We start from the raw sequence: 24,612 nt of genomic DNA on the forward strand, positions 1-24,612 counted from the left end.
GTCACGGCGCCGGCCGGCCACGGGCGGAGCGTCTACCTGCGGAAACGCCGCGCAATTCGGCCGGCACATGAACGGCCGCTTAACATCGGCGGGTGTTTCGGCCCTTCGCGAGCGACGGGACGCGCGATGCCCCGGCGCCGCGCGTGGACCTGCCGGGTGTGAACCTGCTCCGCACCGTCGCCGTCCTGGCGGTGCTGTACTCGCACATCTCCTTCTATCTGATCGACGACCTCGGCACCGGCTGGTGGGTCATCGACGTCGTGTACCGGGTGCTCGTCGAGGGGGCCGGTCTCAACCAGCACCTGTCCTTCCTCGGCGTCGCGATGTTCATGACCCTGACCGGGCTGCTCATCACCCGCTCCGCCATCCGCGACGAACCGCGCCGCTTCCTCGTCGCCCGCAGCGCGCGGCTGATCCCGGCGTTCTGGGTGGCGATCCTGGCCGCGATCCTGCTGGTGCGGCTCGGTGTCAACGGCATGTTCAGCGGCCAGACCGGCGTCTCCGACGCCGAGGCCGTACTCAGCTTCTTCCTGGGTGGGTTCTTCCTGAAGCCCGAGGTGGCGGTGCTCGGGGTCACCTGGACCCTCGCCGTCCAGATCACCTTCTATCTGTACTGCGTGGCCGCCCGGCCGCTCCTGCACACCCGGCCCATCGTCGTCCCCGTCCTCGGGGCGGTGGCGTGCATGCTGGTGCTGCTGTACAACCTGTACCTGCCCGAGCCGTACACCGCGCCGTTCCTGTCCAAGATCGCGGCCACGATGCCGACCGTGTTCCTCGGTCAGATCGTGTACCTCGGCTGGGCGCGGCTGACGTCCCGTCGCTGGCTGATCGTCGCGCTGCTCGCCCAGGTCCAGGTGATCCACCTGGCCACCGACTACCAGGTGTACTGGGCCGGCAGCCGCTACCTGTGGACCATCGTCGTGGTCACCGCGTGCGTGGTGCTGATCTCCCGCATCGACGGCCGGTTCGCCCGCTCGCGGGTGCTGCACTGGACCGCGACCCGCAGCTATGCGATCTACCTGGTGCACACGCTGGTGCTGTACCGGGTGTACGAGAACACGGTCGCCCATCTGGGCCGCACCGGGGCCGTGCTCGCGTTCCTGGTGGTGTGTGCGGCCGTCTCCGAACTGCTCTACCGCGGCGTCGAGGTGCCGGCCGCCCGCTGGATCAGCGCCCGGTGGCTCCCGCCCCGCCCGTCGCCCCAGGTCACGGCCGAGGTGGAACCCGTGGAGAAGCCGCGCGCGTAGCATCGAGGCATGTCCTGGTTCGACGACATCCTTGCCCGTGCGGGTTCGAAATCGGTGATGGTCGCGCAGGAGCAGGCGCTGCCCGGCCGGGCCGAGCCGCTGCCCGTCCCCGACACCCACTACGTCAACGGACACCGCATCGCCCCGCCGTTCCCCGAGGGACTGCAGACCGCCGTCCTCGGGATGGGCTGCTTCTGGGGAGCCGAGAAGGAGTTCTGGCAGCTCGAGGGCGTGTACTCCACGGCCGCGGGATATGCCGGTGGATACACCCCGAACCCCACCTACGAGGAAGTCTGCTCGGGCCGGACCGGGCACACCGAGGTGGTGCTGGTGGTGTTCGATCCGAAGGTGATCTCCTACGGGGGCATCCTCAAGCAGTTCTGGGAGAACCACGATCCCACCCAGGGCATGCGTCAGGGCAACGACCACGGCACCCAGTACCGCTCGGCGATCTACACGTTCGACGAGGGGCAGATCGAGATCGCCGAGGCCACCGCCGAGAGTTACGGCGCCCGCCTCGCCGCCGCCGGCTACGGCGCCGTGACGACCGAGATCGCGCCGCTCACGCAGTTCTACTACGCGGAGGACTACCACCAGCAGTACCTGGCGAAGAATCCGAACGGGTACTGCCCCGTCCACGCCACCGGGGTGAGCTGCCCGGTCGGGCTCGGCGCCTGACGCAGCGCCCCCGCCGAGCGGATCGGCCTCGGCGACGTCCGGCGCTTCTGTGACGTTGGCCGGGACACCTTGCAGTCCTTAGCTGTGCGTATCACCCTGGAGTGAGGGAGTTGTCACGGGGGAGAGGATCGAGGCCGAGATGATGGGGAACACGAGCGGATATCTGCGGGTCCTGCGGCGCGGGCTGCGGGGTCGCCACCCGCTGATCCGGCGCACCGATCGCGTCGAGGCGCGCCTGGTGGTCGCGGTGCTGGTCCTTCTCCTGGCGGCGATCCCCCTCGCCGGCTGGGTCGGCGCCCGTACCTGGGACACCCAGTCCGCTCTGGCCGTGCAGCAGACCGCCGAGCGCACCCTCGTGACGGCGACGACGCAGGCGCCGGCCGAGACCACGGACGTCACCGTCGGCGAACTCGCGATGACGGCCTCCGCGGCCGCCCCCGCCACCTGGATGTGGGGCGACGAGAAGCGCCGCGGCGACGTCACCGTGGACTACGGCACACCCGCCGGCGCCGACGTGCAGATCTGGGTCGATCCGAACGGCGAACAGGCTCTCGCACCGCTGAGCGCGACGAGCGCGAAGATCTCCTCGGTCCTGGTCGCGGTCGCCCTCTGGTGCGCCGCGGCCCTGCTCGCCGCCGCGATGTTCGGCTACGGCCGGTGGCGGCTGGATCGCACCCGCCGCCGGGAGTGGAGCCGCGAGATCGCGGCCTTCCTCGGTTCCACCAGCAGCCACTGACCGCGCCGGCTCGTCACACCTGCGGCATGACCTCCCGCGCCACCAGTTCGAGGTGGTCGAGGTCGGCCAGATCCAGCACCTGCAGGTAGATGCGCTGCGACCCGGCCTCGGCGTAGCGGCCGATCTTGTCGATCACCTCGGCGGGGGTGCCGGCGAGGCCGTTCTCCCGCAGCTCGTCCACCTCGCGTCCGATCCGACCGGCGCGGCGGGCGATCTCCGCCTCGTCGCGACCGCAGCACAGCACGAGCGCGTTGGAGTACGTCAGCTCGGTGGGGTCGCGGTCGGCCGCGCGGCACGCCTCCTGCACCCGCGCGAACTGGGCCGCGGTCGCCTCCACCGACTGGAACGGGATGTTGAATTCGTCCGCGTACCGGGCGGCGAGGGCCGGGGTGCGGCGCTTGCCCCCGCCGCCGATCACGATCGGCGGACCGGAACGCTGGTGCGGCTTGGGCAGCGCCGGCGAATCGACGATGCGGTGGTGCGCCCCCTCGTAGGAGAAGGTCTCGCCCACGGGCGTCTGCCACAGGCCGGTGATCACGGCGAGCGACTCCTCCAGCTTGTCGAAGCGCTCCTTCAGCGACGGGAACGGGATCCCGTAGGCGAGGTGCTCCTCCTCGTACCAGCCGGCGCCCAGCCCGAAGTCGACCCGGCCGCCGCTCATCGCGTCGACCTGTGCGACGGAGATCGCGAGGGGGCCGGGGTGGCGGAACGTCGCGGAGGTCACCAGCGTGCCCAACCGGATCGTGGAGGTCTCCCGCGCCAGGCCGGCCAGCGTGATCCACGCGTCGGTCGGACCGGGCAGGCCGGCGGAGTTCATCGCGAGATAGTGGTCGGAACGGAAGAACGCGCCGTAGCCGAGCCGCTCGGCCGTCTGCGCGACGGCGAGCAGGTCCTCGTAGGTGGCACCCTGCTGAGGTTCGGTGAAGATCCGTAGTTCCATGCCGTCGATCATTTCAGCTCGACGAAGACGACGTGGGTCTGCGCCGCACCGACGTTCTCGCCGGAATGGACCTGTGCGGGAGGACGCCCTCCTCGGACGCAACCGATCCTCCCTCACCCTTATCGGGCCGTCGCCGAGGCTCTCTCGCGCAAGCACGGGCGTGCGGGGGAGGCGGACGCGGCGCGATCTTCGCGGTGCCGTCGCCGGAGACCTACGAGCTGTGCGTGGTGGTGCAGAAGATGTCTGTGGTGCAGAAGATGTCTGTGGGGCAATGGATGACGTGGGTGCGTCGTCATCTCACCGCCGAAATGTTCCCGGAGTGAGGCGATGTGCGGCTGTGGAAACTGTGCCTTCTGTGGATGAAGCTGTGGAAACTGTGGATAACTCCCGCGCGGAGGCATTTTCACGCGGCGCCGGTGGCGCCGGGAATCGGACGGGTTCCAGTTCTGCGGGGTCGCGGCGGGATGCCGGTGCTCGCTGCATACGCCCCGGCGGCGTGCCAGTATTGACGATGTGAGCTTCTCCGACGTGCCCACCGTCACCGTCTCGGACGTGCCGCCGATCGGCCCCGACGTCGTACTGCTCGACGTACGCGAATCCGACGAATGGGACCTCGGGCACGCTCCCGGGGCTCTGCACATCCCCATGAGCGACGTTCCCGCCCGCCTGGACGAGATCGACATCGACGCCGAGGTGTACGTCGTGTGCCGCCAGGGAGGACGCTCACTCGCCGTCGTCGAATACCTGTCCCACGTCGGCTACGAGGCGATCCAGGTCCACGGCGGAATGGTGTCCTGGCAGCAGAACGGACTGCCCCTCACCGCCGACGGCGACACCCCGGCGAAGATCTATTGATGGCTGCCTACCAGATCTGCGTCCGCTGCGGGCACCGCTGGCCCGTGTCCTGGCAGCCCCGGCAGTGGTGCCCGGGCTGCCGGGGCCTGCTGCTGTCCCCCGACGACACCGCCGCCCCCGTGCCGCCGCGGCGCCGCAACTTCCGCTGGGTCGCACGGCCGCCGCAGACCCGGTCCGCCGCGGACGGCCGCCGGCCCCGGCGCCGGTCCGCGGGACCTACCCCGCACTACCGCGAGGTGCCGCGGTGGGGCCTCGCCGACCCGCGTCCGGTCGACGAACCGACGGAACCGTCGCGGGAGGACACCCTCGCCGACCTCGCCCCGACGCTCCTCGCGGGCGCGGCCGTCGTCTTCGGCCTCGCCGCGGTCGCCGAGGCGATCCGGTACGGGCTGCTGCTGTACAACCGCACGCGCCTCGTGGATCCCCTCGCTCTCGCCGCCTCCGACGCCCTGGTGTGGGCCACCCAGCTGTGCGGACCCGCCGTCGCCCTCGCCGCGGGTGTCGCGGCGACGCTGCGCCTGATCCGGGTGCGGCGACAACTGTTCGCCGCCCGCGGACTCGCCGACCCGCGCAGCCGGCTGTCGCTGCTGCTCGGCTGCCTCGTGCCCGGAGTGAACCTCGCGCTGCCCGGAGTCTTTCTCACCGAGGTCACCGGTCCCGGCGACCCGCGGCTACGACGAGCCGTGCGGACGTGGTGGGTGCTGTGGGTGCTCGGCGGCGTGCTGTTCGTCGTCAACGTGCTGTGGCGGCAGCGGGATGCCCTGCAGGCGCAGGCCGACGGCGTGCTGCTCGCCGCCGTGACCGCGGCCCTCGCCGCGGCCGTCGCCGTCGCGGCCCTGCACGTCGTGCGGCTGTTCGACGACCACGATCTGCGCGGCCGTCCCCGTCGCCTGCCCCGCCGCACCGTGGCGACCGGCCCGAAATCCGAACCCATCGCTCCGATCGAACCGGTCGGCGCCCGCACCGACGAGGTGGTGGCCCCGTGACCGCGGGCTGGGAACCGCGCGTCGTCGCCCACCGAGGGGCCTCCGCCGCCAAGGCCGAGCACACCCTCGCGGCCTACGAACTGGCGCTGCAGGAAGGCGCCGACGGCCTCGAATGCGACGTACGGCTGACCCGCGACGGGCATCTGGTGTGCGTCCACGACCGCACCGTCGACCGCACCTCCAACGGGAGCGGCATGGTGAGCGAGATGACCCTCGCCCAGCTCGAGGAACTCGACTACGGCACCCCCGGCGAGCCGGCGCGGCTGCTGACGCTGCGGCAGCTGATCGAGCTGACGCTCGATTGGACCAGCCGGCCCGTCAAGCTGTTCGTCGAGACGAAGCATCCCGTGCGCTACGGCGGTCTCGTGGAGGCGAAACTCCTCGCCGAACTGGCGCGCTTCCGGCTTGCCACCCCCGCCTCCGCGGACTTCTCCCGCGTCGTCGTGATGTCGTTCTCCGCGGCCGCGGTGTGGCGGGTGCGCAGGTCCGCGCCGCTGCTGCCGACGGTGCTCCTCGGCGACACGTCGCGTTATCTCGGGGGCAGTGCCGCCACCACCGTCGGTGCCACGGCGATCGGCCCGTCGATCTTCACGCTGCGCCAGCATCCCGAACTCGTCGACAAGGCGGCCGCCGCGGGCCGCGCCACCTACTGCTGGACCGTCGACGATCCCGCCGACGTCGACCTGTGTCGCGACCTGGGCGTCGGCTGGGTGGCCACCAACCATCCGGGGCGCACCAAGCTTCGGCTCGGCGCTTCCCGCGGCGTGTAGTTTTGCGCCGTGGCCAAGAAGAGTAAGAGAAACAGCGGACCCAAGCCCGGCGGCAACCGCGCCGCGAAGCTCGAGCAGCGGCGGCTCGCCCGGGAGGCCGAGGCCGCCACGGTCACCCGGCCGTTCGAGGGTCTCGCCCTCGAATGCGACCTGGTGGCCCTGCGCGAATTCGTGCCGTCGGCGGTGTTCCCGTTGCCGACGAGAACCCCCGGCCGGGTCGTCCAGGCGGCCACGGTGCTGCCCGGCGCCGTCGCCGCCCTCGTCCGCGAGGAAGGGGACGAGACCGCCGCGTACATCGGGTTGCAGCTCGCCGCCGCCGGCCCCGACCCGGCCGCCGAACTCGGCGCCGCGCTCGCGTGGGCGCGGGACGCGGAGGCCGGCTCGTCCCTCGCCGTCGCCGAACCCGGGCCGGACCGGCCGCGCCTGCACGACCTGCTCGACGTCGACGTCGTCCCGGCGATCACCGTGCACCGGGACTTCGACTGGTGGATCCCCGAGGGCGTCGAGGTCTCGCCCGACGTCGCGAACACCGTCCGGCACGCCAACGACGCGATCATGCCGTCCGCGCGGCTCGAGGGCGAAGGACTCGTCGCCGCGTGGTGGGTCGACGCCGGGGAGAAGGCGCACCTGCGCTGGGTGCGGCCGGAGGACGAGGACGCGCTGATGGCCGCGCTCTCGCGGGTACACGCCGCGGGCGGGCTGCACCTGGGGGACGGTTCCCGGTTCGCCGGGTCGTTCCGCACCCACGGGCTGCTCGTGCCGGTGTTCGATCTCGATCCGGAGCGGCACCCGGACGAGTGGGTCGCACCCACCGCCGAGTTCGGTGCCCGGCTCGACGAGGCGCTGGCCGTGGACGGGCCGCTCACCGCCGCCGAACGGCGCTCGCGCGACGGCCTGCGCAGCCGTCAGGTCACCCTGCGCTGAACCTGCCCCCGGGGCGAGCGGCACGACAGCCGGAACTGCTTACGACGGCGGCGTGAGCAGTTCCGGCGGGATCTGCTCGTCCCGGGCCAGGGCGTCGAAGAACGGGACGGCCCGCGACCGATCCCACACGAGCACGTTGCCGATCCCGGAGACGTCCTGGAAGCCGCCGACCGGGACGGTGGCGGTCACCGTCTCGCCCCGCATCGCCCATCCGAGCCGGGCCAGGTGCCACATGTGGTCGCCCTCGTCGACCCGCAGCGAACCGGCGACCCCGGAGGCCAGCGACCACATCCGCACCGGATTCAGCAGCGTACTCAGGCCGGTGGCCTTGCTCAGCAGGGCGGACATGAACAACCGCTGGTTGTTCATCCGGTCGAGGTCGGCCAGTGCCGTCGCGCGGGTACGCACGAAGCCGAGGGCCTGCGGACCGGTGAGTTCCTGGCATCCCGCCGGCAGGGAGATTCCCGCCAGCGGATCGTCGATGGCCTGCGGCAGGCACACGTCCACACCGCCGAGGTCGTCGACGATCGAGGCGAAGCCCCCGAACCCGATCTCGGCGTAGTGGTCGATGTGCACCCCGGTGGCGCCCTCGACGGTCTGCACCAGCAGCGACGGGCCGCCCAGCGCGAACGACGCGTTCAGCTTGTCCTGGCCGTGACCGGGGACCGGGACGTACGAATCCCGGGGGAGGGACACCATCGTGGTGGGCCCGCCACCGCTGGGCACGTGGATCAGGATGACGGTGTCGGTGCGGTCCGGACCGGTCTCCCCGCCCGTCGCGAGCTCCTGCTCCTGCTCCGCGCTGAGGCCGGTGCGACTGTCGGAGCCCACCAGCAGCCAGTTGGTCCCCGGGGTGTCGGCGATGCGGTCGGGATAGTCGGCGAGCGCGTCGACGCGGGTGAGCTTGCCGTCGAGGTAGACGGCACCCGCACCGACGAGGGCGATCAGCACGAGCACGACGATCGCGGCGCGGCGCACGACGCGACGGGCGACGCCGGGCCGGCGGCGGGGGGCCGGTTCGGGCGCGGGCGGAGCGGGCCGGCGCCGCGGCGGGGGCGGCGACGGTGGGGGCGGTGACGGCGGGGGAGAGGCCGCGCGGCGCGGCTCGTCGTACCGCTCGGGAGTCTGGGTGGGCGCCCAGTCGCGCGGCTGCCTCGGCGGCTGCCTTGGCGGCTGCTGCCGAGGCGGGGGCGCCGGCGACCGGTACTGCGGGGTGGGCGCCTGCGACCAGGCCTGCTGCGGAGCGGGGGGACGTCCGTCGCGGCGGATGATCTGCGGTCCCTCCGGCGACGGCGGCGGTGCCGGCCGGCCCATCGGTGCCGGTCGGCGCGGCGGCGGCATCTGCGGAGGCTGCCGCGGCGGCCGGGGTCGAGGGTCGGGATGGTCGCCGTTCACGACCTCCCAATGTACGCAGGCCGGGTCAGGGCAGCCAGGACACGTGCCCGCGAAGTGCCTGGTAACCGACAAATGCGACGCTGTCGATCAATGCGTGCGCCACCACCAGCGGCCACAGCTGCGACGTGCGCTGCCAGTACCGGCCGAACACCAGGCCCATCACGACGTTGCCGATCCCGCCTCCGACCCCCTGGTACAGGTGGTAGCTGCCGCGCAGCAGCGCCGACGCGAGCAGCGACGAGTTCTCCGACCAGCCGAGCTGCCGCAGCCGGGTGATCAGATACGCGACGACGAGGACCTCCTCGGCGGCGGAGTTGGCGATCGCCCACAGCACCAGCGCCGGCAGCCGCCACCAGTAGTCCTCGAGGGTGCTCGGGGCGACGGTGAGGTTGAGGCCTGCCGCGCGTGCCGCCAGGTACAGGCCGAGACCGGGGATCCCGATGAGGGCCGCCAGCCCCACACCGGGCAGCAGGCCGCGCCGCACCTGGTCCCGGGCGAAACCGATCGCTCTCGGGCCGATGCCGCTGCGCCACAGCAGGTACACCCCGAGCGCCGCCCACGCCAGCAGCCGCACGATGCCGAGCAGCTGCCGGGCCAGGTCGATGAACTGCTGCGACGAGCGGGGAACGTTCAGCGCGACGGTCTGGTCGGACAGCGGCGCCGGCGCCAGCGCGGACTCGAGCAGCGACAGCATCGACGACAGCCCGCTCAGACCGAAGGTGACGAGCAGGACGATGGTGATCTCGATCCACAGCGCGCGCCGGTCCGACGGATCGAGCGGTGCGGCCGGGCGGCGCGGGGGCGGGGTCAGCCAGGTGCGGATCGTCACGGTCGCGATTGTGCCGCGTCGCCGCGGACCGCTCACATCCTGATCCTGATCGCGTGATCGGGCGTGCGAAGGAACTGCTCGGCACAGGCACGATTTCCGAGACCGGGTTCGCGGCTCTCGAGGAGCGCGCCCGACGGGGCGCGCGGCCCGACGTGCGCTGTGCGGGGTCCCTCCGGTCGGCCACGGTGGGCACCCATAGCAGCGGGAGTGTCGAAAAACGTTCGCCCCGATAATCATTCGCTGGCGAACTCGGAGTCTATGCTGTCGCCATGCTGCTCATCGGAATCCTTGTGTTCGGGATGGTCGTCGGCGCCGCGGCCCAGTTGCTGCTGGGCAGGTCGGCGGGACGGATCGATTGGACCCTCGCCTTCGCTGCCGGGCTCGCCGGGTCGTTCGTAGGCGGGCTGCTCGTCAGTCTCCTGGCCGGCGACGGATTGTCGCTACGACCGAGCGGGATCATCGGCTCGCTCGTGGGGGCGTTGCTCGTCACCGGGGCGGTGGGCTGGTGGCGGGCGCGTTCCGCCACGCCGAAGCCGTGACCCGCGGAATGCGGGCACGGAGCGGTACAGGCGGTGTGTCTTTCGGGCGGCTGGGGCAGCCCAAAGGGCACACGGGCCGCGGAGCGGCCTGTCACCAGAAGTCGAGTGCCTCCGCGAGCGCGGTGGACTGGGCGTGGGTGGGCCGCTGCGCACCGTCGACGGCGTAGACGGTGGTGCCGACGGTCGCGACGACGAGACCGTGCCGGGCGACGCCCAACGGTGGCAGCTCGGACCAGGTGCCGGTGATCAGGTCGAACGCTTCGACGTCGGCGAGGACGCGGGTGGGTTCCTCGCCCCCGGCGGCGACGATGCGGCCGTCGAGATGGGTGACGCCGAGCCCGCCGCGCGGGGTGGGCATGTCGGGTAGCGCGGTCCAGGTGTCGGTGCCGGGGTCGTACCGTTCGACGGTGGCGACGTTCTTGTCGGCGGCCAGGTCCCGGCCGCCCACCGCGTAGGCGTAGGTGCCGTCGGTGGTGGCCGCGAGGTGCTCGCGTGGGGTGGGCAGGTCGGCGACGGTGCTCCAGCTGCTGCCGTCGTACACGTCGGTGGTGGTGAGGAGGGTGTCGTCGGCCTGGCCGCCGAACACGTAGATCCGGTCCCCGATGGTGACGGCGGCCCCGGCGGCACGGGCCTGCGGCATGGCGGGCAGTTCGGCCCACTCGCCGCCGCGCAGCGCGAACACCCGATCGGACGGCCGCGCGGTGAGATCGGCGCCCTCCGGCACCCATCCACCGAGCACCACCAGTTCGTCCGCATACTCGACGGCCATCGCGTGGTTGAGCGGAAGAGGGAGATCGGGTCCCACCTTCCACGTGTCGATCGCCGGGTCGTAGCCCTCGACCCGGGCCGTGGACCCGTTGTTGTCGAGACCGCCGAGAACCCACACGGTGCCGTCGGCGACGGCGGCCGCGGTCTGCTGGCGGGCGGTCGGGGCGTCACGCAGCTGCCGCCACGCCGGGCCGGGCTGGACGCGGCGCGGCGGGATCTGCAGCGCCTCGGTGACGGAGGTCGACTCGGCGTGGGTGGGTTCGGTGGCGCCGTCGATGGCGTAGACGGTGTCGCCGACCGCGCCGAGGGCCAGCCCGTGCCGCGGCGTCCGCAGGTCCGGTAGCTCGGACCAGGTGCCGGTGGTCAGGTCGAACGCTTCGACGTCGGCGAGGACGCGGGTGGGTTCCTCGCCGCCGGCGGCGACGATGCGGCCGTCGATGTAGGTGGCACCGAGCCCGCCGCGCGGGGTGGGCATGTCGGGCAGGGCGGTCCACGATCCGGTGGTGGGGTCGAAGCGTTCGACGGTGGCGACGTTCTTGTCGGCGGCCAGGTCCCGGCCGCCGAGCGCGTAGGCGTAGGTGCCGTCGGTCGCGGCCGCGAGGTGCTCGCGTGGGGTGGGCAGGTCGGCGACCGTGCTCCAGGCGGTGCCGTCGAACACGTCGGTGGGACGGATCAGGGTGTCGTCGGCCTGGCCGCCGAACACGTAGATCCGGTCCCCGATGGTGACGGCGGCCCCGGCGGCACGGGCGCGGGGCATCGGCGGCATCTCCACCCATTCGCCGTTGCGGACGGCGAAGACCCGGTTCGACGCGGTGGCGGTGAGGTCGGGTCCGTCCGGGATCCAGCCGCCGAGGACGACGGGCACGCCGTCCCACGTGACGGCCATCGCGTGGTTGAGCGGGATCGGCAGGTCCGGTCCGGACTTCCAGGTGTCGATGGCCGGGTCGTAGCCCTCGTGGGCAGGGGAGGAGCCGGAGTCGTCCAGGCCGCCGAACACCCACACGGTGCCGTCGGCGACGGTGGCGGCGGTCTGCTGGCGGGCGGTGGGCGCGTCCCGCAGCGGTCGCCACCCGGCGGTCGGGGCGACCTCGGTGGTCTCGCCTGCCGCGGCGGTCCCGGCGTCGCCGGCCTGCCGGGTCGCCACGAAGACGGCCGTGGCCGCGACGGCGAGCAGCGCGACGGCGAGCACGGCGAGCAGCACCGGCAGCCGCGCGGTTCGTCGCGCGGGTGACTCGCCCGGACGCGGCGGACCGGACGACGGGGGCCCGGACCGCGGTGGGGGGCCGGACGACGGTGGTCGACCGTTCGGTCGGGGTGGGGCGGACCCCGGGGAGACCGCGGTGACCGTGGCAGGCGCGGCTGTGCCGGGCCCGGTACCGCCGGGGCCGGTGCTGCCGGGCCCGGCTGTGACAGGTCCGACGAGAGGGTGCCGGCCCGTCGGCTGGTCGTGGAACCGCGACTCGCCCGGCAGGGCCATGTCGTCGACGTGACGGCCGTGCCGGGCCTGGACCTGCTGCAACTCGCGGCCGAAGTCGGCGGCCGTGGCGGGCCGGCGGGCCGGATCCACCGACATGGCGTGCTCGATGGCGGTGCACACGTCGTCGGGGATGCCGTGGGGGCGCAGATCCGGGATGGGCTGGCTGGTGATGCGCAGGAACTGGGCGATGATCTCCTCGCCCGTGCGTCGCTCGAACGCGGCGCGGCCGGTGATGAGGGCGAACATGGCGGCGCCGAGGCCGTAGATGTCCGAGGCGGGGGTGGGGGGTTTGCCCTCGAGCACCTCGGGGGCGGTGAACGCGAGCGATCCGGTGAAGGCGCCGGTGGCGGTTTCGAAACCGCCGGCGATGCGGGCGATACCGAAGTCGGTGAGCTGTGGCTCGCCGTACTCGGTGACGAGGATGTTGGCGGGCTTGACGTCGCGGTGCAGGGTGCCGGCGCGGTGGGCGGTCTCGAGGGCGCCGGCGAGCTTGACCCCGACGCGCACGACGTCCCACCACGGCATCGGACCGTCGCGGCGGACCCGCACCGCGAGCGAGTCGTTGGGGTGGTACGGCATCACGATGTAGGGCCTGCCGGTGGAGGTGACGCCCACCTGGAGGATGTTGACGATGTTCGGGTGGCCGGACAGTCCGCCCATCGCGAAGCCCTCGCGCAGGAACCGTTCGCGGTTCTCGGCGTCGAGGTCGGAGGAGAGCACCTTGATCGCGACGGTGCGTCCGAGGGAGCGTTGCCGGCACCGATAGACCACACCGAAGCCGCCTCGGCCGACGACGAGGGCATCGTCGAATCCCGCCGCGGCGAGTTCGGCCGCGATCCCCTGCCCGGCGGGACGGGTGGCTTCCGGATCGAAATCGGCCATGATTCGCGGCTTTCGACATGCGACGCACTGCTGACTCGAGGATACCGCCGAAGCGGGCGGGAAGATCAGTGCCTGGCGCGCAGCCCGTTGGCGAAGGGGCAGCCGACGAGGCGGCGCAGGGCGCGGCCGAGGGACTCGGCGTCGTCGGCGGGTTCGGGGAACGGAATCCGCACGTCGTGGTCGCCGCGGCCGGACTCGAGCCGCAGGCGCAGGCCGTAGCGGTCCAGGCCGAGGGGCCGGATGCGGCCACGCCGCTCGGCGGCGGGAATGTGCCGGGCGATGCGGTGGACGAGGTCGCCGTGGTCCTGCTCGAGGTGCTCGAGCCAGGCGGACTCGACGGCGGCGAACGGGTCCGGGGCGGCGGCGAGGACGTCGGCGACCTCGACGGCCTCGGCGCCGGTGGTGTCGGCGGCGACGACGGATGTGAGCCGCAGACGCAGCAGTTCGGCGCGGTGCCCGACGTCGAGCAGCGCGGGGTGCGGGAGGGTCGCGGCGATGTCGGCGGCGAGCCGCCGGGGCTCGGCGACGGTGTGTGCGGTGCCGCGGAGCCAGATGAGCGAGCGGACGGGGTTGCGCAGGCGCAGCGGCGAATGGTCGGTCAGCTCCAGCACGGCGTGCAGACCCGCCGCGCCCCGCTGCCAGGCCAGCGCGACGGCGGCACAGTCGTCCGGGACGACGACGAGCAGGTCGCCGTCGCTGTGCAGGTGGTGCAGCACCGTGGTCACGGGCGCGGCTCCGTCGGTAGCGAGTACGGCAGAGCCGGTGGCGAGCACGGCGGAGCCGGCACGGACGATGGCGGTGCGGACGGTCTCGGCGGTCGAGGGTGCGGGAAGGGCGGTGGTGGCCGGCATCGGATCCTCCTCGATTAGTAGGTGAGGCAAACCTAAGTCATGGTGACCGGGGTCGCAACCTCCCGGCGACTAACCTGAGGAGGTGCCCATCCCGCTCACGCTCGGAATGCCGCCGTCCCGCGAGGAGCCCCGCGGCCTGCTCACCGCCCTGCTCACCCGCCGGCACCCGACCCTCGCCGACGCACTCGCCGCCCCCGCCCACACCGCGATCGGCGACCCCGTCGTGCCGGTGTCCGCGCTGACCGAGGCCTTCGCCGGGAGCGCCGCCACGCTGCGGATCGTCGGTGAACTCGACGTCGCACCCGAACGCCTGTCCGGCCTGCATCCGGTCCCGGTCCGCTACCAGCTCGACTGCCCCGCGGAAGAGCTCGACGTGGCGCTCGCGATCGCCGTCCCCGCCCCCCTGACCGTCTACGTCGACGCCGGTGACCTGCCCGAGACGGCCCGCGCGCTCGTCGGTGCCGGGCACAGCCCCGGCCTGCCCGCCGGGCGCGAGGCGGGGGAGGTCGCCGACTTCCTGTCCGTCCTCGCCCACGCCGGCACCGGCTTCGCCGCGCGCGCCCGCGACGCCGACGAGGTGCTCGCCCTGCTCGCCGCCACCGTCGCCGCCCTGCGCGGCGACGACGTGCGCGCCGCGCTCGCCGCACCCGACCCCGCCCGGCTGACCCGGCTGATCCCCGAGGCCGCGGCCGCGGTGCGCGAGATCCTGCTCGCCGTCGAGGTCGACGACCCGCCGGCCGTCGCGCGGGACCTCGCCGGCCTCGGCCTGCCGCCGCGATGATTCCGTTTGCCCTGACGACGTTTGCCGGGACGACGTTTGCCGTGACGACAGGGTCCGGACGAATTCGGTGCGTACCCTTCTAGGCGTGCCACGCATCGCCTACTTCGGTCCCACCGGAACCTTCACGGAGATGGCCCTCGCCCGGTTCGAGGATGCCGGAACCTTCGACGGTCCGGTCGAGCGGGTGTCGGCCGCCAGCCCGCCCGCGGCGCTGCAACTCGTGCGCGACGGCGCGGTCGACGCTGCCGTGGTGCCGATCGAGAGCTCGGTGGAGGGTTCCGTGCCCCCCACGATGGATGCCCTCGCGGTGGGCCCGCGCCTGCAGATCGTGGCCGAGACCGAGCTGGACGTGGCCTTCACCGTCGTGGCCCGGCCCGGCGTCACGCTCGGCGAGGCCCGCACCGTGCACGCCTATCCGGTGGCCGCCGCACAGGTGCGCCAGTGGATCGCCGACCACATGCCGCAGGCCGAGGTGGTGGCCGCCTCGTCCAACGCCGGGGCCGCCGAGGACGTCGCGGCCGGCAAGGCCGACGCGGGCGTGTCCACCGCGCTGGCCGGGCAGCGACTCGGCCTGCAGGTCCTCGCCGACAGCGTCGCCGATCACTCCGGCGCCCGCACCCGCTTCGTGCTGGCCACCCGGCCCGCCGCCACCCCGGCCCGCACCGGCGTCGACCGCACCTCGGTGATCCTGCAGCTGCCCAACGAGCCGGGCTCCCTCGTGCGGGCCATGACCGAGTTCGCCACCCGCGGCATCGACCTCACCCGGATCGAGTCCCGTCCCACCCGTCAGGAATACGGGACCTACTTCTTTCACTTGGACTGTGTCGGCCACATCGACGACGCGCTCGTCGCCGAGGCGCTCAAGGCGCTGCACCGCTTCGCGCAGGTGCGGTTCCTCGGCTCCTGGGCGGCGGTGTCCCAGCACGGTGTGGCCCCGGTGTCGGACGAAGAGGATGCGCGGTGGCTGCAACGGCTGCGGCGCGGGGAGGAAGAGCGTTGAGCGGCCGATTGATCCTGGTGCGGCACGGACAGACGGTGGCGAACGTCGCGCGTCGCCTCGACACCAAACTGCCGGGCGCCGAACTGACCGAGCTCGGCGTCGCGCAGGCCCGCACCCTCGGGCGGGGGTTCGCGCAGCAGCCGCCGACGGCATTGTTCGCCTCGCAGGCCCTGCGCGCCCGGCAGACCGCCGAGCACGTCGAACTCGCCGCGCGGGTGACCACCGTCGTCCGCGAAGGCCTGCACGAGGTGCAGGTCGGGGAGCTCGAGGACCGCAGCGACGAGGAATCCCACACGCTGTTCATGAAGGTGTACGAGTCCTGGCACACCGGCGACCTGCGCGACCGGGTGCCGGGCGGTGAATCGGGCATGGACGTCCTGGACCGCTACCTGCCGGTGGTCGAGTCGGTGCGGGCCGACTATCTCGACAGCGGTTCGGGGGACGTCGTGGTGGTCAGCCACGGTGCCGCGATCCGCCTCGTCGCCGCCCACCTCGGCCGGGTGCCGGGCAGCTTCGCGACCAGCAACCACCTCGCCAACACCGAGAGCGTCGAGCTGGTCCCGCTGCCGGGTGGCGGCTGGGAGTGCGTCCGCTGGGGCACCTTCCAGGGGCCGTTCCACGACACCGGGCGCGCCGGCGCCGACGATCCGATGGGCTGAGTTCGCCCCCACCGTCCGCCCTGGAAGCGCCCGGACGCGGAGGCGTCCCGGGTGCTGCCGGCGCACGGGTATCCTCGAGCCGTCCGAACGTAGCGATCGATAGGTTGGGTACGGCACATGGGAACTTCCACCGACGGCACCGTCGCGGACGGTGTCGCTGGGCCGGACTGGCGACGTCTCGAGCCGATGGAGCTGACTCCCATCCTCTCCGCGGCGCTCGATGCGTTCTACGAGACCGGGTTCCACGGCACCTCCGTGCGGGAGATCGCCCGCCGGGTGGGCGTCACCGTGCCCGCCCTGTACTACCACCACGAGAACAAGGAAGGCCTGCTCATCGCGCTGCTCGAGCTCTCGACGAGTGACGTGATGGCGCGCGCCTACGCCGCGGACGCCGACGGCGGCGACGACCCGGTGCAGCGGCTCGCCAATGCCGTCGAGGCGATCGTGCTGCGCATGACGAACCGTCCCCGACTCGCCGCGCTCGAGGGCGAGGTGCGCTACCTCAGTCCCGAGAACCGGCAGCGTTACCGCGCGGTGCGCAAGGAGATCGAGAAGCTCGTCCTCGAGATCGTCGAGGACGGGACCCGGCGCGGGGTGTTCGACGTCGAGGACCCGGCCGAGACCACCCGCGCGTTGCTGGGCATGTGCCAGTCCATCCCGCGGTGGTATCACCGCGAGGGCTCCCTGACTCCGGAAGAGGTGGCGCGCAAGTACGTCGCGATCGCCCTCAAGACGGTCGGCGCCACCCCCGCCTCGACGTCCTGACGGGCCGGCTCAGCTCCGCCCGAACACCGCCGTCCGCTTCTCCTGGAAGGCGCTCACGCCCTCGTGGAAGTCCGCGGACGCCAGCAGCTCGAGCTGGCCGGCTCGTTCGCGGCCGAACGCGTTGTCGAGCTCGCCGAGGGTCGCGTCGTTGATCGCGTCCTTCGTGGAACGGAAGGCCTCGACGGGGCCGGCGGCGAGCCGGGCGGCGAGCGCATCGACGGCGGCGGCGAAACCGTCGTCGGGGTACACCTCGGCGATCAGGCCGGCCGCGAGGGCCTCGCTCGCGGGCAGCCGTTCCGCGAGCAGCGCCATCTTCAGCGCCCGGGCCCGACCGATCGACGCGGCGACGAGTGCCGTCGCGCCGCCGTCGGGCATGAGGCCGATGCGGGTGAAGGCGAGCAGCAGGTAGGCCGACTCCGCCGCGACGGTGAGATCGCAGCCCAGTGCGAGGGACACACCGACACCGGCAGCGGGACCGTTGACGGCGCCGACGACCGGCCGCGGGAAAGCGCGGATCGCGGCGACGGTGCGGTTGGCCGCGTCGATGGTCTCGGCCGACGGCGGCGCGGACAGGTCCTTGCCGGCGAGGTCGGCACCGGTGCAGAACGCGCGGCCGGTACCGGTGAGGACCGCGACGCGCACGGCGTCGTCGCCGGCGTGCTTCTCGAAGGCGTCGGCGACGGCCTCGAGGGTGGCGGCGGTGACGGCGTTCATCCGGGCGGGCCGGTCGAGGGTGATACGCAGGATGCCGTCGTCGACGGTCACGTCGAGACCGATCGGGTCGATGGTCATGGGTCCTCCGGGGGTCGGGTGCTCGGGACGATCAGGGGCGCAGGTTCAGGGCGACCTTGCCGGTCGCGGTCCGGTCGGCGAGCGACCGCAGCGCCTCGGCGGCATGCGTCATGGGGTGGACGGTGGGCTCGGGGACCAGCAGGGCCCCGGAGCGCAGCAGCGGTTCGAGCTGCGCCCATTGGCGGGCGGTGTAGCCGGGGAAGGTGCGCACGTACTCGCCCCATCCGGCGCCGAGGACCGAGATGTTGTTGAGCAGCAGGCGGTTGACCTTGACGGTGGGGATCTCGCCGCCGGTGAAGCCGAGGACCACCAGGCGTCCGTTCGGTGCCAGGCTACGCAGGCTGTCGGTGAACCGGTCCCCGCCGACGGGGTCGAGGACGATGTCGACCCCGAGGCCGCCGGTGAGCTCGAGGACCCGGTCCTTGAAGCCGTCCGCGAGGACGGTGTGGGTGGCGCGGTTGGCCTTCGCGACCGCCGCCTTCTCCGCGGTGCTCACCACCGCGACGGTCTCGAGGCCGAGGGCGGCCGCGACGTGCAGGGCGGCGACGCCGACACCGCCCGCGGCGCCGTGCACGAGCACCGTGTCGCCGGCGCGGTACCGGGCGCGTTCGTCGAGCGCGAAGTGGACGGTGAGATAGTTCATGAGGAACCCGGCGCCCGCGGTCAGGGACACCGAATCGGGAAGCGGGAACACCGATTCCGGGGCCACCGCGACGGTCTGCTGCCACGCGCCGGCGGCGGCGAGCACGGCGACCCGCTGTCCCGGTGTCAGGCCGCTGTCCGCCGGCGCGGAGCGCACGACGCCGGCCCCTTCGACACCGAGCACACACGGCAGGGGGCGCACGACCTGGTAGCCGGCGGTGGTCTGCAACAGGTCCGGGAACGAGACTCCGGCGGCGTGGAGATCGACGAGGACGCTGCCGTGCGGGTCGGGTTCGGGCACGTCCACGAGCCGCACGCCCTCGGGTCCGGTTCTGTCGATCAACTGCACGGCCTGCATGGGCTCTCCTGCCGTCCTTGTGGCCGAGCGGGTTTCGGTGCTCCGCGGCCCGGTGATCGCGTACCGCTCATCCATACCAGAACGTCCTGATCGGACGCTAGCTAGACGAGACCATTGACCGATCGATCGGTCCGTGATAGTGATTTAGCGATCGATAAGTAGACCTGACCGTTTCCGACAGGAGCCCCATGGCCGAGGAGTCCACCGTCACCGAAGCTGCCGCGCTGTACGAGCGCCGCGGCAACGTCGCCGTCATCACGCTCAACCGCCCACGGGCGCTCAACGCCGTGAACGCGGCGCTCTCGACGGCGGTCGGCACGCTGCTCGAGCAGGCCGAGGCCGACGAGGAGGTGCGCGTGGTGGTCCTCACCGGCGCCGGCCGCGCGTTCTGCGCGGGCGCCGACCTCAAGGCGCTCGCCACCGGCGAGAGTCTCGCCGCCGAGGGACATCCCGAATGGGGCTTCGCCGGGTACGCCCAGCACTGGATCAGCAAGCCGACCATCGCCGCGGTCAACGGGTTCGCCCTCGGCGGCGGCACCGAGCTGGTGCTCGCGTCCGACCTCGCGGTCGTCGACGAGGACGCCGAACTCGGCCTGCCCGAGGTCAAGCGGGGCCTGTTCGCCGCCGCGGGCGGGGTCATCCGCCTGCAGCAGCAGATCCCGCGCAAGATCGCCCTCGAGATCGCGCTGACCGGCGAGCCGATCTCCGCCGCCCAGGGCAGGGAACTGGGCCTGGTCAACCGGGTCGCCCCCGCGGGAACCGCGCTCGAGGTGGCGCTGGGCCTCGCCGAGACGATCGCCGCGAACGCGCCGCTGTCGGTGCGCGAATCGAAGGCGATGATCCACCGCACCGCGCACGGCGACGACTGGGAGCCGGGGGTGTGGGAGGCCAACGACGCCGCGCTGCGGACGGTCTTCACCAGCGAGGACGCCAAGGAAGGCCCGACCGCGTTCGCGCAGAAGCGGCAGCCGGTCTGGACGGGTCGCTGACCCTCTGATCTCGGCCCGGGGTCTCGTCGATCCCTCCGGGACACCCGGGCCGCTCCAACCCCTCGAAAGGAATTCCTCATGACCAACGCTGTCATCGTCGACGTGGTCCGCACCGCGGTCGGCAAGGGCAAGCCCGGCGGCGCCCTGTCCGGCACCCACCCCGTCGAACTGCTCGCCCACGTCCTGCGGGAGATCACCGCGCGCAACGACCTCGACCCGGCGCTGGTCGACGACGTCATCGGCGGCTGCGTCAATCAGGCCGGCGAGCAGGCCCTCAACATCTCCCGCACCGCCCTGCTGTCGGCCGGCTTCCCCGAGTCGGTGCCGGCCACCACCATCGACCGCCAGTGCGGCTCGAGCCAGCAGGCCGCGCACTTCGCCGCGCAGGGCGTCATCGCCGGCGCCTACGACATCGTCATCGCGTGCGGTGTCGAGTCGATGAGCCGCGTGCCGATGGGCACCTCGTCGATGGGCCAGGACGCCGCCGGCCCGGGCATCGCCGCCCGCTACCCGGAGGGCCTGGTCAACCAGGGCATCTCCGCCGAACTGATCGCCGCGAAGTGGAAGTTCGACCGCGAGGCGCTCGACACGTTCTCGGCGCAGTCGCACCAGCGGGCCGCCGAGGCGATCGCCGCCGGCTTCTTCGACCGCGAGATCGTCCCGATCACGGTCACCAACGCCGCCGGCGAGCAGGTCCGGCACACCGTCGACGAGACGGTGCGCGCCGCGACCACCGTCGAAGGCCTGGCCGGGCTGAAGCCGTCGTTCTACACCGAGGCGTACGCCCAGCGCTTCCCCGAGGCGCAGTGGCACATCACGCCGGGCAACTCGTCGCCGCTGTCCGACGGTGCCTCCGCGGCGCTGATCATGAGCGAGGAGGCCGCGGCCAAGCTGGGCCTGACGCCGCGGGCCCGGTTCCACTCGTTCGCCGTCGCCGGCGACGACCCGCTGTTCATGCTCACCGCGCCCATCCCGGCCACCCGCAAGATCCTCGCCAAGTCCGGGCTCAGCATCGACGACATCGACGCCTACGAGGTCAACGAGGCGTTCGCCCCGGTGCCGCTGATGTGGGCACACGAGTTCGGCGCCGACCCAGCCAAGCTCAACCCGCGCGGCGGCGCCATCGCCCTCGGCCACGCCCTCGGCTCGTCCGGCACCCGCCTGCTGACCACACTGGTGAACCATCTCGAGGCCACCGGCGGCCGCTACGGCCTGCAGACCATGTGCGAGGGTGCCGGCATGGCCAACGCCACCGTCATCGAACGCCTCTGAGACACAACAGAACCGAAGGGAAGAACATGATCGTCAACGACAGCGTCGCCGTCGTCACCGGGGGCGCCTCCGGCCTCGGCCTCGCGACCGTCGAGGCCCTGCTCGCCGACGGCGCCCAGGTCGTCATCATCGACCTGCCGTCCTCCAACGGCGAGACCATCGCCAAGGAACTCGGCGACCGCGTCCGCTTCGCCGCCGCCGACGTCACCGACGAGGCCGCCGTCACCGAGGCCCTCGACCTGGCCGAATCGCTCGGCCCGCTGCGGGTCGCGGTCAACTGCGCCGGCATCGGCAACGCCGTCAAGACCGTGAGCAAGAAGGGCGCTTTCCCGCTCGACGCGTTCAAGAAGGTCGTCGACGTCAACCTCTTCGGCACGTTCAACGTCATCCGCTTGGCCGCCGAGCGCATCGCGAAGACCGAGCCCGTCGACGGCGAGCGCGGCGTCATCATCAACACCGCCTCCGTCGCCGCGTTCGACGGTCAGATCGGGCAGGCCGCCTACTCCGCGTCCAAGGGCGGTGTCGTCGGCATGACCCTGCCGATCGCCCGCGACCTCGCGTCGCTGCTCATCCGCGTCGTCACCATCGCGCCGGGCCTGTTCAAGACCCCGCTGCTCGGGTCGCTGCCGGAGGAGGCACAGAAGTCCCTCGGTCAGCAGGTCCCGCATCCGGCCCGCCTCGGCGACCCGTCCGAGTACGGCGCCCTGGCCGCGCACATCGTCTCCAACCCCATGCTCAACGGCGAGGTCATCCGCCTCGACGGTGCCATCCGCATGGCCCCGCGCTGATCGTCGCACACGAGCAACATGTGAGAGGACGGGGTCGATGACTGCCCAGCCCGAACCCCGCCGGTTGGCGAACTGGCGGGAGTTCGAGGCGCTGCAGCTCGACCCCATCCTCGAGCATGCCCTGGACGCCTTCGGCGAGAACGGTTTCCACGGCACCAGCGTCCGGGATCTGGCCCGCCGGGTCGGGGTGACGGTACCCGCGCTGTACTACCACCACGAGAACAAGGAAGCCGTCCTCGTCGCGCTCCTCCACACCGCCGTACGTGATCTCACCGAGCGCGCCCTCGCGGCCGTCGCCGCGGGCGGCGACGACCCCGTGCGGCGCTTCACCCACTTCGTCGAGGCGATCGTGCTGAACTCGACCTACCGATCCCGGCAGTCCGCCCTCGACTCCGAATTGCGCCACGTGTCGCCGCAGAATCGCCGCCACTACGCCGCAACCCGCAAGCGTGTCGAGTTGATCGCCCTCGATCTCGTCGGCGAGGGCGTCGAACGCGGCGTGTTCGTCGTCGACGACATCGCCGAGGCGGTGCGGGCCCTGCTCGGCATGTGCCAGTCCATCGCCCGCTGGTACCGGATCGGCGGGCCCCTGACCCCCGACCAGGTCGCCGCGCGCTACACCGTCATCGCGCTGCGCATCGTGGGGTGCCCGTCCGGAGCGTGACTGCCGTGCCGCACCGCCCGCCCTGCACACCGAGACCGTGCACACCGAGACAGGGACATTCATGAAGCGCTACTTCTTCGACGCCGACCACGACGCGTACCGGGAGACGGTACGCGAGTTCCTCGCCCGCGAGGTCGAACCGAACTACGAACGCTGGGAGGACGAGCGGCTGATCGACCGCTCCGCCTGGATCGCCGCGGGCAAGGCGGGCGTCGTGGGCCTCGGCGTTCCCGAGGAGTACGGCGGCTCCGGCGTGACCGACTACCGGTTCCGCTGCGTCGTCGCCGAGGAGATCGCCCGCACCGGCACCACCTCTTTCGGCTCCGGCATGAGCCTGCAGGACGACATCGCCGTCCCCTACATCGCCGACCTCGGCACCGAGGAGCAGAAGCGCCGCTGGCTGCCCGGCATGGCCGCCGGCGAACTCATCGGGGCCATCGCCATGACCGAGCCCGGCACCGGGTCAGACCTGCAGGGGATCAAGACCACCGCCGTGCGCGACGGTGACGACTGGATCCTGACCGGGCAGAAGACGTTCATCACCAACGGAATCCACTCCGACCTGGTGATCGTCGTCGCCCGCACCGACCCGAAGGCCGGCGCCCGCGGCTTCTCCCTGCTCGTCGTCGAACGCGACATGCCGGGCTTCACCCGCGGCCGCAAACTGCACAAGGTGGGCCTGGCCGGCCAGGACACCGCCGAGCTGTCCTTCGACGCCGTACGGGTGCCGGCGGACAACCTGCTCGGGACCGAGGGGCAGGGGTTCGTCCACCTCATGGAACACCTTCCCCTCGAACGTATCTCCATCGCCGTCGGTGCCGTCGCCGCGGCCCGGGCGGCGTACGAGTGGACCAAGGACTATGTGTTCGAACGCACGGCATTCGGCAAGCCGATCGGCGCCCTGCAGAACACCCGCTTCGCTCTCGCCGAGATGCTCACCGAGATCGAGGTGACCGGTTCGCACGTCGACCGGTGCGTGCTCGCGCTGAACGCCGGGGAGCTGACCGCCGTCGACGCCGCCAAGGCCAAGTGGTGGGCCACCGAGCTACAGAAGCGCGTCGTGGACCGGTGCGTGCAGTTGCACGGCGGCTACGGGTACATGATGGAGTACCCCATCGGGCGCGCCTACGTCGACACCCGCATCCAGACCATCTACGGTGGCACCACCGAGATCATGAAGGAGATCATCGGCCGCGACATCGCTGCCGAATTCGCCTGATCCACTCCACCTTCGAAGGAGCGACACGATGTTCGATCTGTCCGGTAAGCGGGCACTCGTCACCGGCGGCTCGGCCGGCATCGGCCTGGGCATGGCGCGGGGGCTCGCCTCCGCGGGCGCCGACGTCGCGCTGTGGGGCCGCGGCACCGAACGTCTCGCGAAGGCGGCGGCCGACCTCGAGGCCACCGGGGTCCGCGTGCTCACCCGATCGGTGGACGTGTCCGACGAAGCGGCCGTCCGTGACGGTGTCGCCGCGACGGTCGAGGAACTCGGCGGGCTGGACGTCGTCGTGGTCAACGCCGGAATCGGGGGGCGGCCCGCGCAGTTCGTCGACTCGAGCACCGAGGACTACCGGAAGGTGATGGCGGCCAACCTCGACGGCGCGTACTTCACCCTGCGCGAGACGGCCGGGGTCCTCGTCGGCCAGGGCACCGGCGGATCGATGATCGTCACGTCGAGCCTGGGTGCGATCCAGGGCGCCGGACGCAATCAGGCATACGCCGCCACCAAGGCCGGGGTCCTGGCTCTGGCCAACGGCTGCGCGGTGGAACTCGCCCGGCACCGCATCCGCGTCAACAGCGTGCTGCCCGGCTGGATCGCCACCGACATGACCGGGCCGCTGCAGGACTCGGAGACGTTCGAGTCCCACGTGATCTCGCGGGTGCCGTTGGGCCGGTGGGGAACTCCCGAGGACTTCGCCGGCATCGCCGTGTACCTTGCGAGTGATGCCTCCGCGTTCCAGACCGGATCGTCCACCCTGATCGACGGCGGATACTCGATCTTCTGAACCGCCGGAAGTGTTGTCC

At 72.1% G+C, this 24,612-nt stretch carries 25 protein-coding genes; 18 read left to right on the forward strand and 7 right to left on the reverse strand.

Going from position 1 to position 24,612, the window contains the following annotated elements; all coding sequences use genetic code 11:
- Nucleotides 1–143 precede the first annotated feature (143 nt).
- From LZP97_RS21840 to LZP97_RS21850, 3 genes are all read left to right on the forward strand, one after another.
- Nucleotides 144–1,247, forward strand: coding sequence for an acyltransferase family protein (locus LZP97_RS21840; RefSeq protein WP_053085925.1), 1,104 nt, complete (start codon nt 144–146; stop codon nt 1,245–1,247).
- A 9-nt stretch (nt 1,248–1,256) separates the two neighbouring features.
- Complete coding sequence (gene msrA, locus LZP97_RS21845; RefSeq protein WP_010595968.1) at nt 1,257–1,925, forward strand: peptide-methionine (S)-S-oxide reductase MsrA; 669 nt, start codon at nt 1,257–1,259, stop codon at nt 1,923–1,925.
- A gap of 139 nt (nt 1,926–2,064) precedes the next feature.
- Nucleotides 2,065–2,661, forward strand: coding sequence for an Rv1733c family protein (locus tag LZP97_RS21850; RefSeq protein ID WP_017682048.1), 597 nt, complete (start codon nt 2,065–2,067; stop codon nt 2,659–2,661).
- A 13-nt stretch (nt 2,662–2,674) separates the two neighbouring features.
- Here the strand turns inward: LZP97_RS21850 and LZP97_RS21855 are convergent, their stop codons facing one another.
- Nucleotides 2,675–3,601, reverse strand: coding sequence for an LLM class F420-dependent oxidoreductase (locus LZP97_RS21855; RefSeq protein WP_048773870.1), 927 nt, complete (start codon nt 3,599–3,601; stop codon nt 2,675–2,677).
- A 513-nt stretch (nt 3,602–4,114) separates the two neighbouring features.
- Here LZP97_RS21855 and LZP97_RS21860 point away from each other — a divergent pair.
- From LZP97_RS21860 to LZP97_RS21875, 4 genes are read left to right on the forward strand one after another with little or no spacing between them, the layout of a single operon-like run.
- Nucleotides 4,115–4,456, forward strand: coding sequence for a rhodanese-like domain-containing protein (locus LZP97_RS21860; RefSeq protein ID WP_017682051.1), 342 nt, complete (start codon nt 4,115–4,117; stop codon nt 4,454–4,456).
- Nucleotides 4,456–5,442 carry a DUF4328 domain-containing protein gene (locus tag LZP97_RS21865; RefSeq protein ID WP_048773842.1) on the forward strand — a complete coding sequence of 329 codons (987 nt, stop codon included), beginning with the start codon at nt 4,456–4,458 and terminating at the stop codon, nt 5,440–5,442. Before LZP97_RS21860 ends, LZP97_RS21865 begins: the two co-directional genes overlap by 1 nt.
- The gene (locus LZP97_RS21870) at nt 5,439–6,212 is read left to right on the forward strand and encodes a glycerophosphodiester phosphodiesterase (protein ID WP_040271399.1); all 774 of its coding nucleotides are present in this window, start codon (nt 5,439–5,441) and stop codon (nt 6,210–6,212) included. Before LZP97_RS21865 ends, LZP97_RS21870 begins: the two co-directional genes overlap by 4 nt.
- A gap of 9 nt (nt 6,213–6,221) precedes the next feature.
- Nucleotides 6,222–7,136: a DUF5926 family protein gene (locus tag LZP97_RS21875; protein ID WP_048773841.1), complete on the forward strand. Its 915-nt coding sequence runs from the start codon at nt 6,222–6,224 to the stop codon at nt 7,134–7,136.
- A 39-nt stretch (nt 7,137–7,175) separates the two neighbouring features.
- On the opposite strand, the gene LZP97_RS21880 is transcribed toward LZP97_RS21875, so the two are convergent.
- The gene (locus LZP97_RS21880; RefSeq protein WP_234420222.1) at nt 7,176–8,408 is read right to left on the reverse strand and encodes an LCP family protein; all 1,233 of its coding nucleotides are present in this window, start codon (nt 8,406–8,408) and stop codon (nt 7,176–7,178) included.
- A gap of 148 nt (nt 8,409–8,556) precedes the next feature.
- Nucleotides 8,557–9,360: a CPBP family intramembrane glutamic endopeptidase gene (locus tag LZP97_RS21885; RefSeq protein ID WP_048773866.1), complete on the reverse strand. Its 804-nt coding sequence runs from the start codon at nt 9,358–9,360 to the stop codon at nt 8,557–8,559.
- 269 nt (nt 9,361–9,629) lie between these two features.
- Between LZP97_RS21885 and LZP97_RS21890 the strand changes: the two genes are divergently transcribed.
- Entirely contained in the window at nt 9,630–9,899 is a 270-nt protein-coding gene (locus tag LZP97_RS21890) for a hypothetical protein (protein ID WP_006944638.1), read from the forward strand.
- A 91-nt stretch (nt 9,900–9,990) separates the two neighbouring features.
- Here the strand turns inward: LZP97_RS21890 and LZP97_RS21895 are convergent, their stop codons facing one another.
- On the reverse strand, nt 9,991–13,026 hold the full coding sequence (locus LZP97_RS21895; RefSeq protein ID WP_040271404.1) for a serine/threonine-protein kinase: 3,036 nt from the start codon (nt 13,024–13,026) through the stop codon (nt 9,991–9,993).
- Between the two features lie 65 nt (nt 13,027–13,091).
- Nucleotides 13,092–13,877: a DUF2470 domain-containing protein gene (locus tag LZP97_RS21900; RefSeq protein WP_040271406.1), complete on the reverse strand. Its 786-nt coding sequence runs from the start codon at nt 13,875–13,877 to the stop codon at nt 13,092–13,094.
- A gap of 106 nt (nt 13,878–13,983) precedes the next feature.
- Between LZP97_RS21900 and LZP97_RS21905 the strand changes: the two genes are divergently transcribed.
- The 4 genes from LZP97_RS21905 to LZP97_RS21920 all read left to right on the forward strand — a co-directional run bounded on the left by LZP97_RS21905 (nt 13,984) and on the right by LZP97_RS21920 (nt 17,082).
- A complete protein-coding gene (locus LZP97_RS21905) occupies nt 13,984–14,658 on the forward strand; it encodes a hypothetical protein (RefSeq protein WP_040271488.1) in 675 nt (224 codons plus the stop codon).
- A gap of 85 nt (nt 14,659–14,743) precedes the next feature.
- Complete coding sequence (pheA, locus tag LZP97_RS21910; RefSeq protein WP_040271409.1) at nt 14,744–15,658, forward strand: prephenate dehydratase; 915 nt, start codon at nt 14,744–14,746, stop codon at nt 15,656–15,658.
- A complete protein-coding gene (locus LZP97_RS21915; RefSeq protein ID WP_026137966.1) occupies nt 15,655–16,317 on the forward strand; it encodes a histidine phosphatase family protein in 663 nt (220 codons plus the stop codon). Before pheA ends, LZP97_RS21915 begins: the two co-directional genes overlap by 4 nt.
- A gap of 117 nt (nt 16,318–16,434) precedes the next feature.
- Nucleotides 16,435–17,082, forward strand: coding sequence for a TetR/AcrR family transcriptional regulator (locus tag LZP97_RS21920; RefSeq protein WP_010595983.1), 648 nt, complete (start codon nt 16,435–16,437; stop codon nt 17,080–17,082).
- Between the two features lie 9 nt (nt 17,083–17,091).
- Here the strand turns inward: LZP97_RS21920 and LZP97_RS21925 are convergent, their stop codons facing one another.
- Complete coding sequence (locus tag LZP97_RS21925; protein ID WP_017681564.1) at nt 17,092–17,874, reverse strand: enoyl-CoA hydratase; 783 nt, start codon at nt 17,872–17,874, stop codon at nt 17,092–17,094.
- A 31-nt stretch (nt 17,875–17,905) separates the two neighbouring features.
- The gene (locus LZP97_RS21930; protein WP_040271412.1) at nt 17,906–18,874 is read right to left on the reverse strand and encodes an NADPH:quinone oxidoreductase family protein; all 969 of its coding nucleotides are present in this window, start codon (nt 18,872–18,874) and stop codon (nt 17,906–17,908) included.
- A gap of 188 nt (nt 18,875–19,062) precedes the next feature.
- Here LZP97_RS21930 and LZP97_RS21935 point away from each other — a divergent pair, with 188 nt between their 5' ends.
- From LZP97_RS21935 to LZP97_RS21960, 6 genes are all read left to right on the forward strand, one after another.
- On the forward strand, nt 19,063–19,863 hold the full coding sequence (locus tag LZP97_RS21935) for a crotonase/enoyl-CoA hydratase family protein (RefSeq protein ID WP_010595986.1): 801 nt from the start codon (nt 19,063–19,065) through the stop codon (nt 19,861–19,863).
- Between the two features lie 78 nt (nt 19,864–19,941).
- On the forward strand, nt 19,942–21,135 hold the full coding sequence (locus tag LZP97_RS21940) for a thiolase family protein (protein WP_040271415.1): 1,194 nt from the start codon (nt 19,942–19,944) through the stop codon (nt 21,133–21,135).
- A gap of 26 nt (nt 21,136–21,161) precedes the next feature.
- The gene (locus LZP97_RS21945) at nt 21,162–21,923 is read left to right on the forward strand and encodes a 3-hydroxyacyl-CoA dehydrogenase (protein ID WP_010595988.1); all 762 of its coding nucleotides are present in this window, start codon (nt 21,162–21,164) and stop codon (nt 21,921–21,923) included.
- 37 nt (nt 21,924–21,960) lie between these two features.
- Complete coding sequence (locus LZP97_RS21950; RefSeq protein WP_040271417.1) at nt 21,961–22,587, forward strand: TetR/AcrR family transcriptional regulator; 627 nt, start codon at nt 21,961–21,963, stop codon at nt 22,585–22,587.
- Between the two features lie 61 nt (nt 22,588–22,648).
- Nucleotides 22,649–23,806, forward strand: coding sequence for an acyl-CoA dehydrogenase family protein (locus LZP97_RS21955; protein ID WP_040271419.1), 1,158 nt, complete (start codon nt 22,649–22,651; stop codon nt 23,804–23,806).
- 28 nt (nt 23,807–23,834) lie between these two features.
- Complete coding sequence (locus tag LZP97_RS21960) at nt 23,835–24,593, forward strand: SDR family NAD(P)-dependent oxidoreductase (protein ID WP_040271422.1); 759 nt, start codon at nt 23,835–23,837, stop codon at nt 24,591–24,593.
- Nucleotides 24,594–24,612 lie beyond the last annotated feature (19 nt).

The sequence above is a fragment of the Rhodococcus sp. DMF-1 genome, assembly GCF_021441945.1.
Lineage (GTDB): Bacteria > Actinomycetota > Actinomycetes > Mycobacteriales > Mycobacteriaceae > Rhodococcus > Rhodococcus ruber.

Bases quoted from the DNA above. Each gene is read 5' to 3' on its own strand.
- msrA (WP_010595968.1), top strand. From the start codon at position 1,257: ATGTCCTGGTTCGACGACATCCTTGCCCGTGCGGGTTCGAAATCGGTG.
- LZP97_RS21850 (WP_017682048.1), top strand. From the start codon at position 2,065: ATGATGGGGAACACGAGCGGATATCTGCGGGTCCTGCGGCGCGGGCTG.
- LZP97_RS21855 (WP_048773870.1), bottom strand. From the start codon at position 3,601: ATGGAACTACGGATCTTCACCGAACCTCAGCAGGGTGCCACCTACGAG.
- LZP97_RS21865 (WP_048773842.1), top strand. From the start codon at position 4,456: ATGGCTGCCTACCAGATCTGCGTCCGCTGCGGGCACCGCTGGCCCGTG.
- LZP97_RS21890 (WP_006944638.1), top strand. From the start codon at position 9,630: ATGCTGCTCATCGGAATCCTTGTGTTCGGGATGGTCGTCGGCGCCGCG.
- LZP97_RS21895 (WP_040271404.1), bottom strand. From the start codon at position 13,026: ATGGCCGATTTCGATCCGGAAGCCACCCGTCCCGCCGGGCAGGGGATC.
- LZP97_RS21900 (WP_040271406.1), bottom strand. From the start codon at position 13,877: ATGCCGGCCACCACCGCCCTTCCCGCACCCTCGACCGCCGAGACCGTC.
- LZP97_RS21905 (WP_040271488.1), top strand. From the start codon at position 13,984: ATGCCGCCGTCCCGCGAGGAGCCCCGCGGCCTGCTCACCGCCCTGCTC.
- LZP97_RS21920 (WP_010595983.1), top strand. From the start codon at position 16,435: ATGGGAACTTCCACCGACGGCACCGTCGCGGACGGTGTCGCTGGGCCG.
- LZP97_RS21925 (WP_017681564.1), bottom strand. From the start codon at position 17,874: ATGACCATCGACCCGATCGGTCTCGACGTGACCGTCGACGACGGCATC.
- LZP97_RS21930 (WP_040271412.1), bottom strand. From the start codon at position 18,874: ATGCAGGCCGTGCAGTTGATCGACAGAACCGGACCCGAGGGCGTGCGG.
- LZP97_RS21935 (WP_010595986.1), top strand. From the start codon at position 19,063: ATGGCCGAGGAGTCCACCGTCACCGAAGCTGCCGCGCTGTACGAGCGC.
- LZP97_RS21940 (WP_040271415.1), top strand. From the start codon at position 19,942: ATGACCAACGCTGTCATCGTCGACGTGGTCCGCACCGCGGTCGGCAAG.
- LZP97_RS21945 (WP_010595988.1), top strand. From the start codon at position 21,162: ATGATCGTCAACGACAGCGTCGCCGTCGTCACCGGGGGCGCCTCCGGC.
- LZP97_RS21950 (WP_040271417.1), top strand. From the start codon at position 21,961: ATGACTGCCCAGCCCGAACCCCGCCGGTTGGCGAACTGGCGGGAGTTC.
- LZP97_RS21955 (WP_040271419.1), top strand. From the start codon at position 22,649: ATGAAGCGCTACTTCTTCGACGCCGACCACGACGCGTACCGGGAGACG.
- LZP97_RS21960 (WP_040271422.1), top strand. From the start codon at position 23,835: ATGTTCGATCTGTCCGGTAAGCGGGCACTCGTCACCGGCGGCTCGGCC.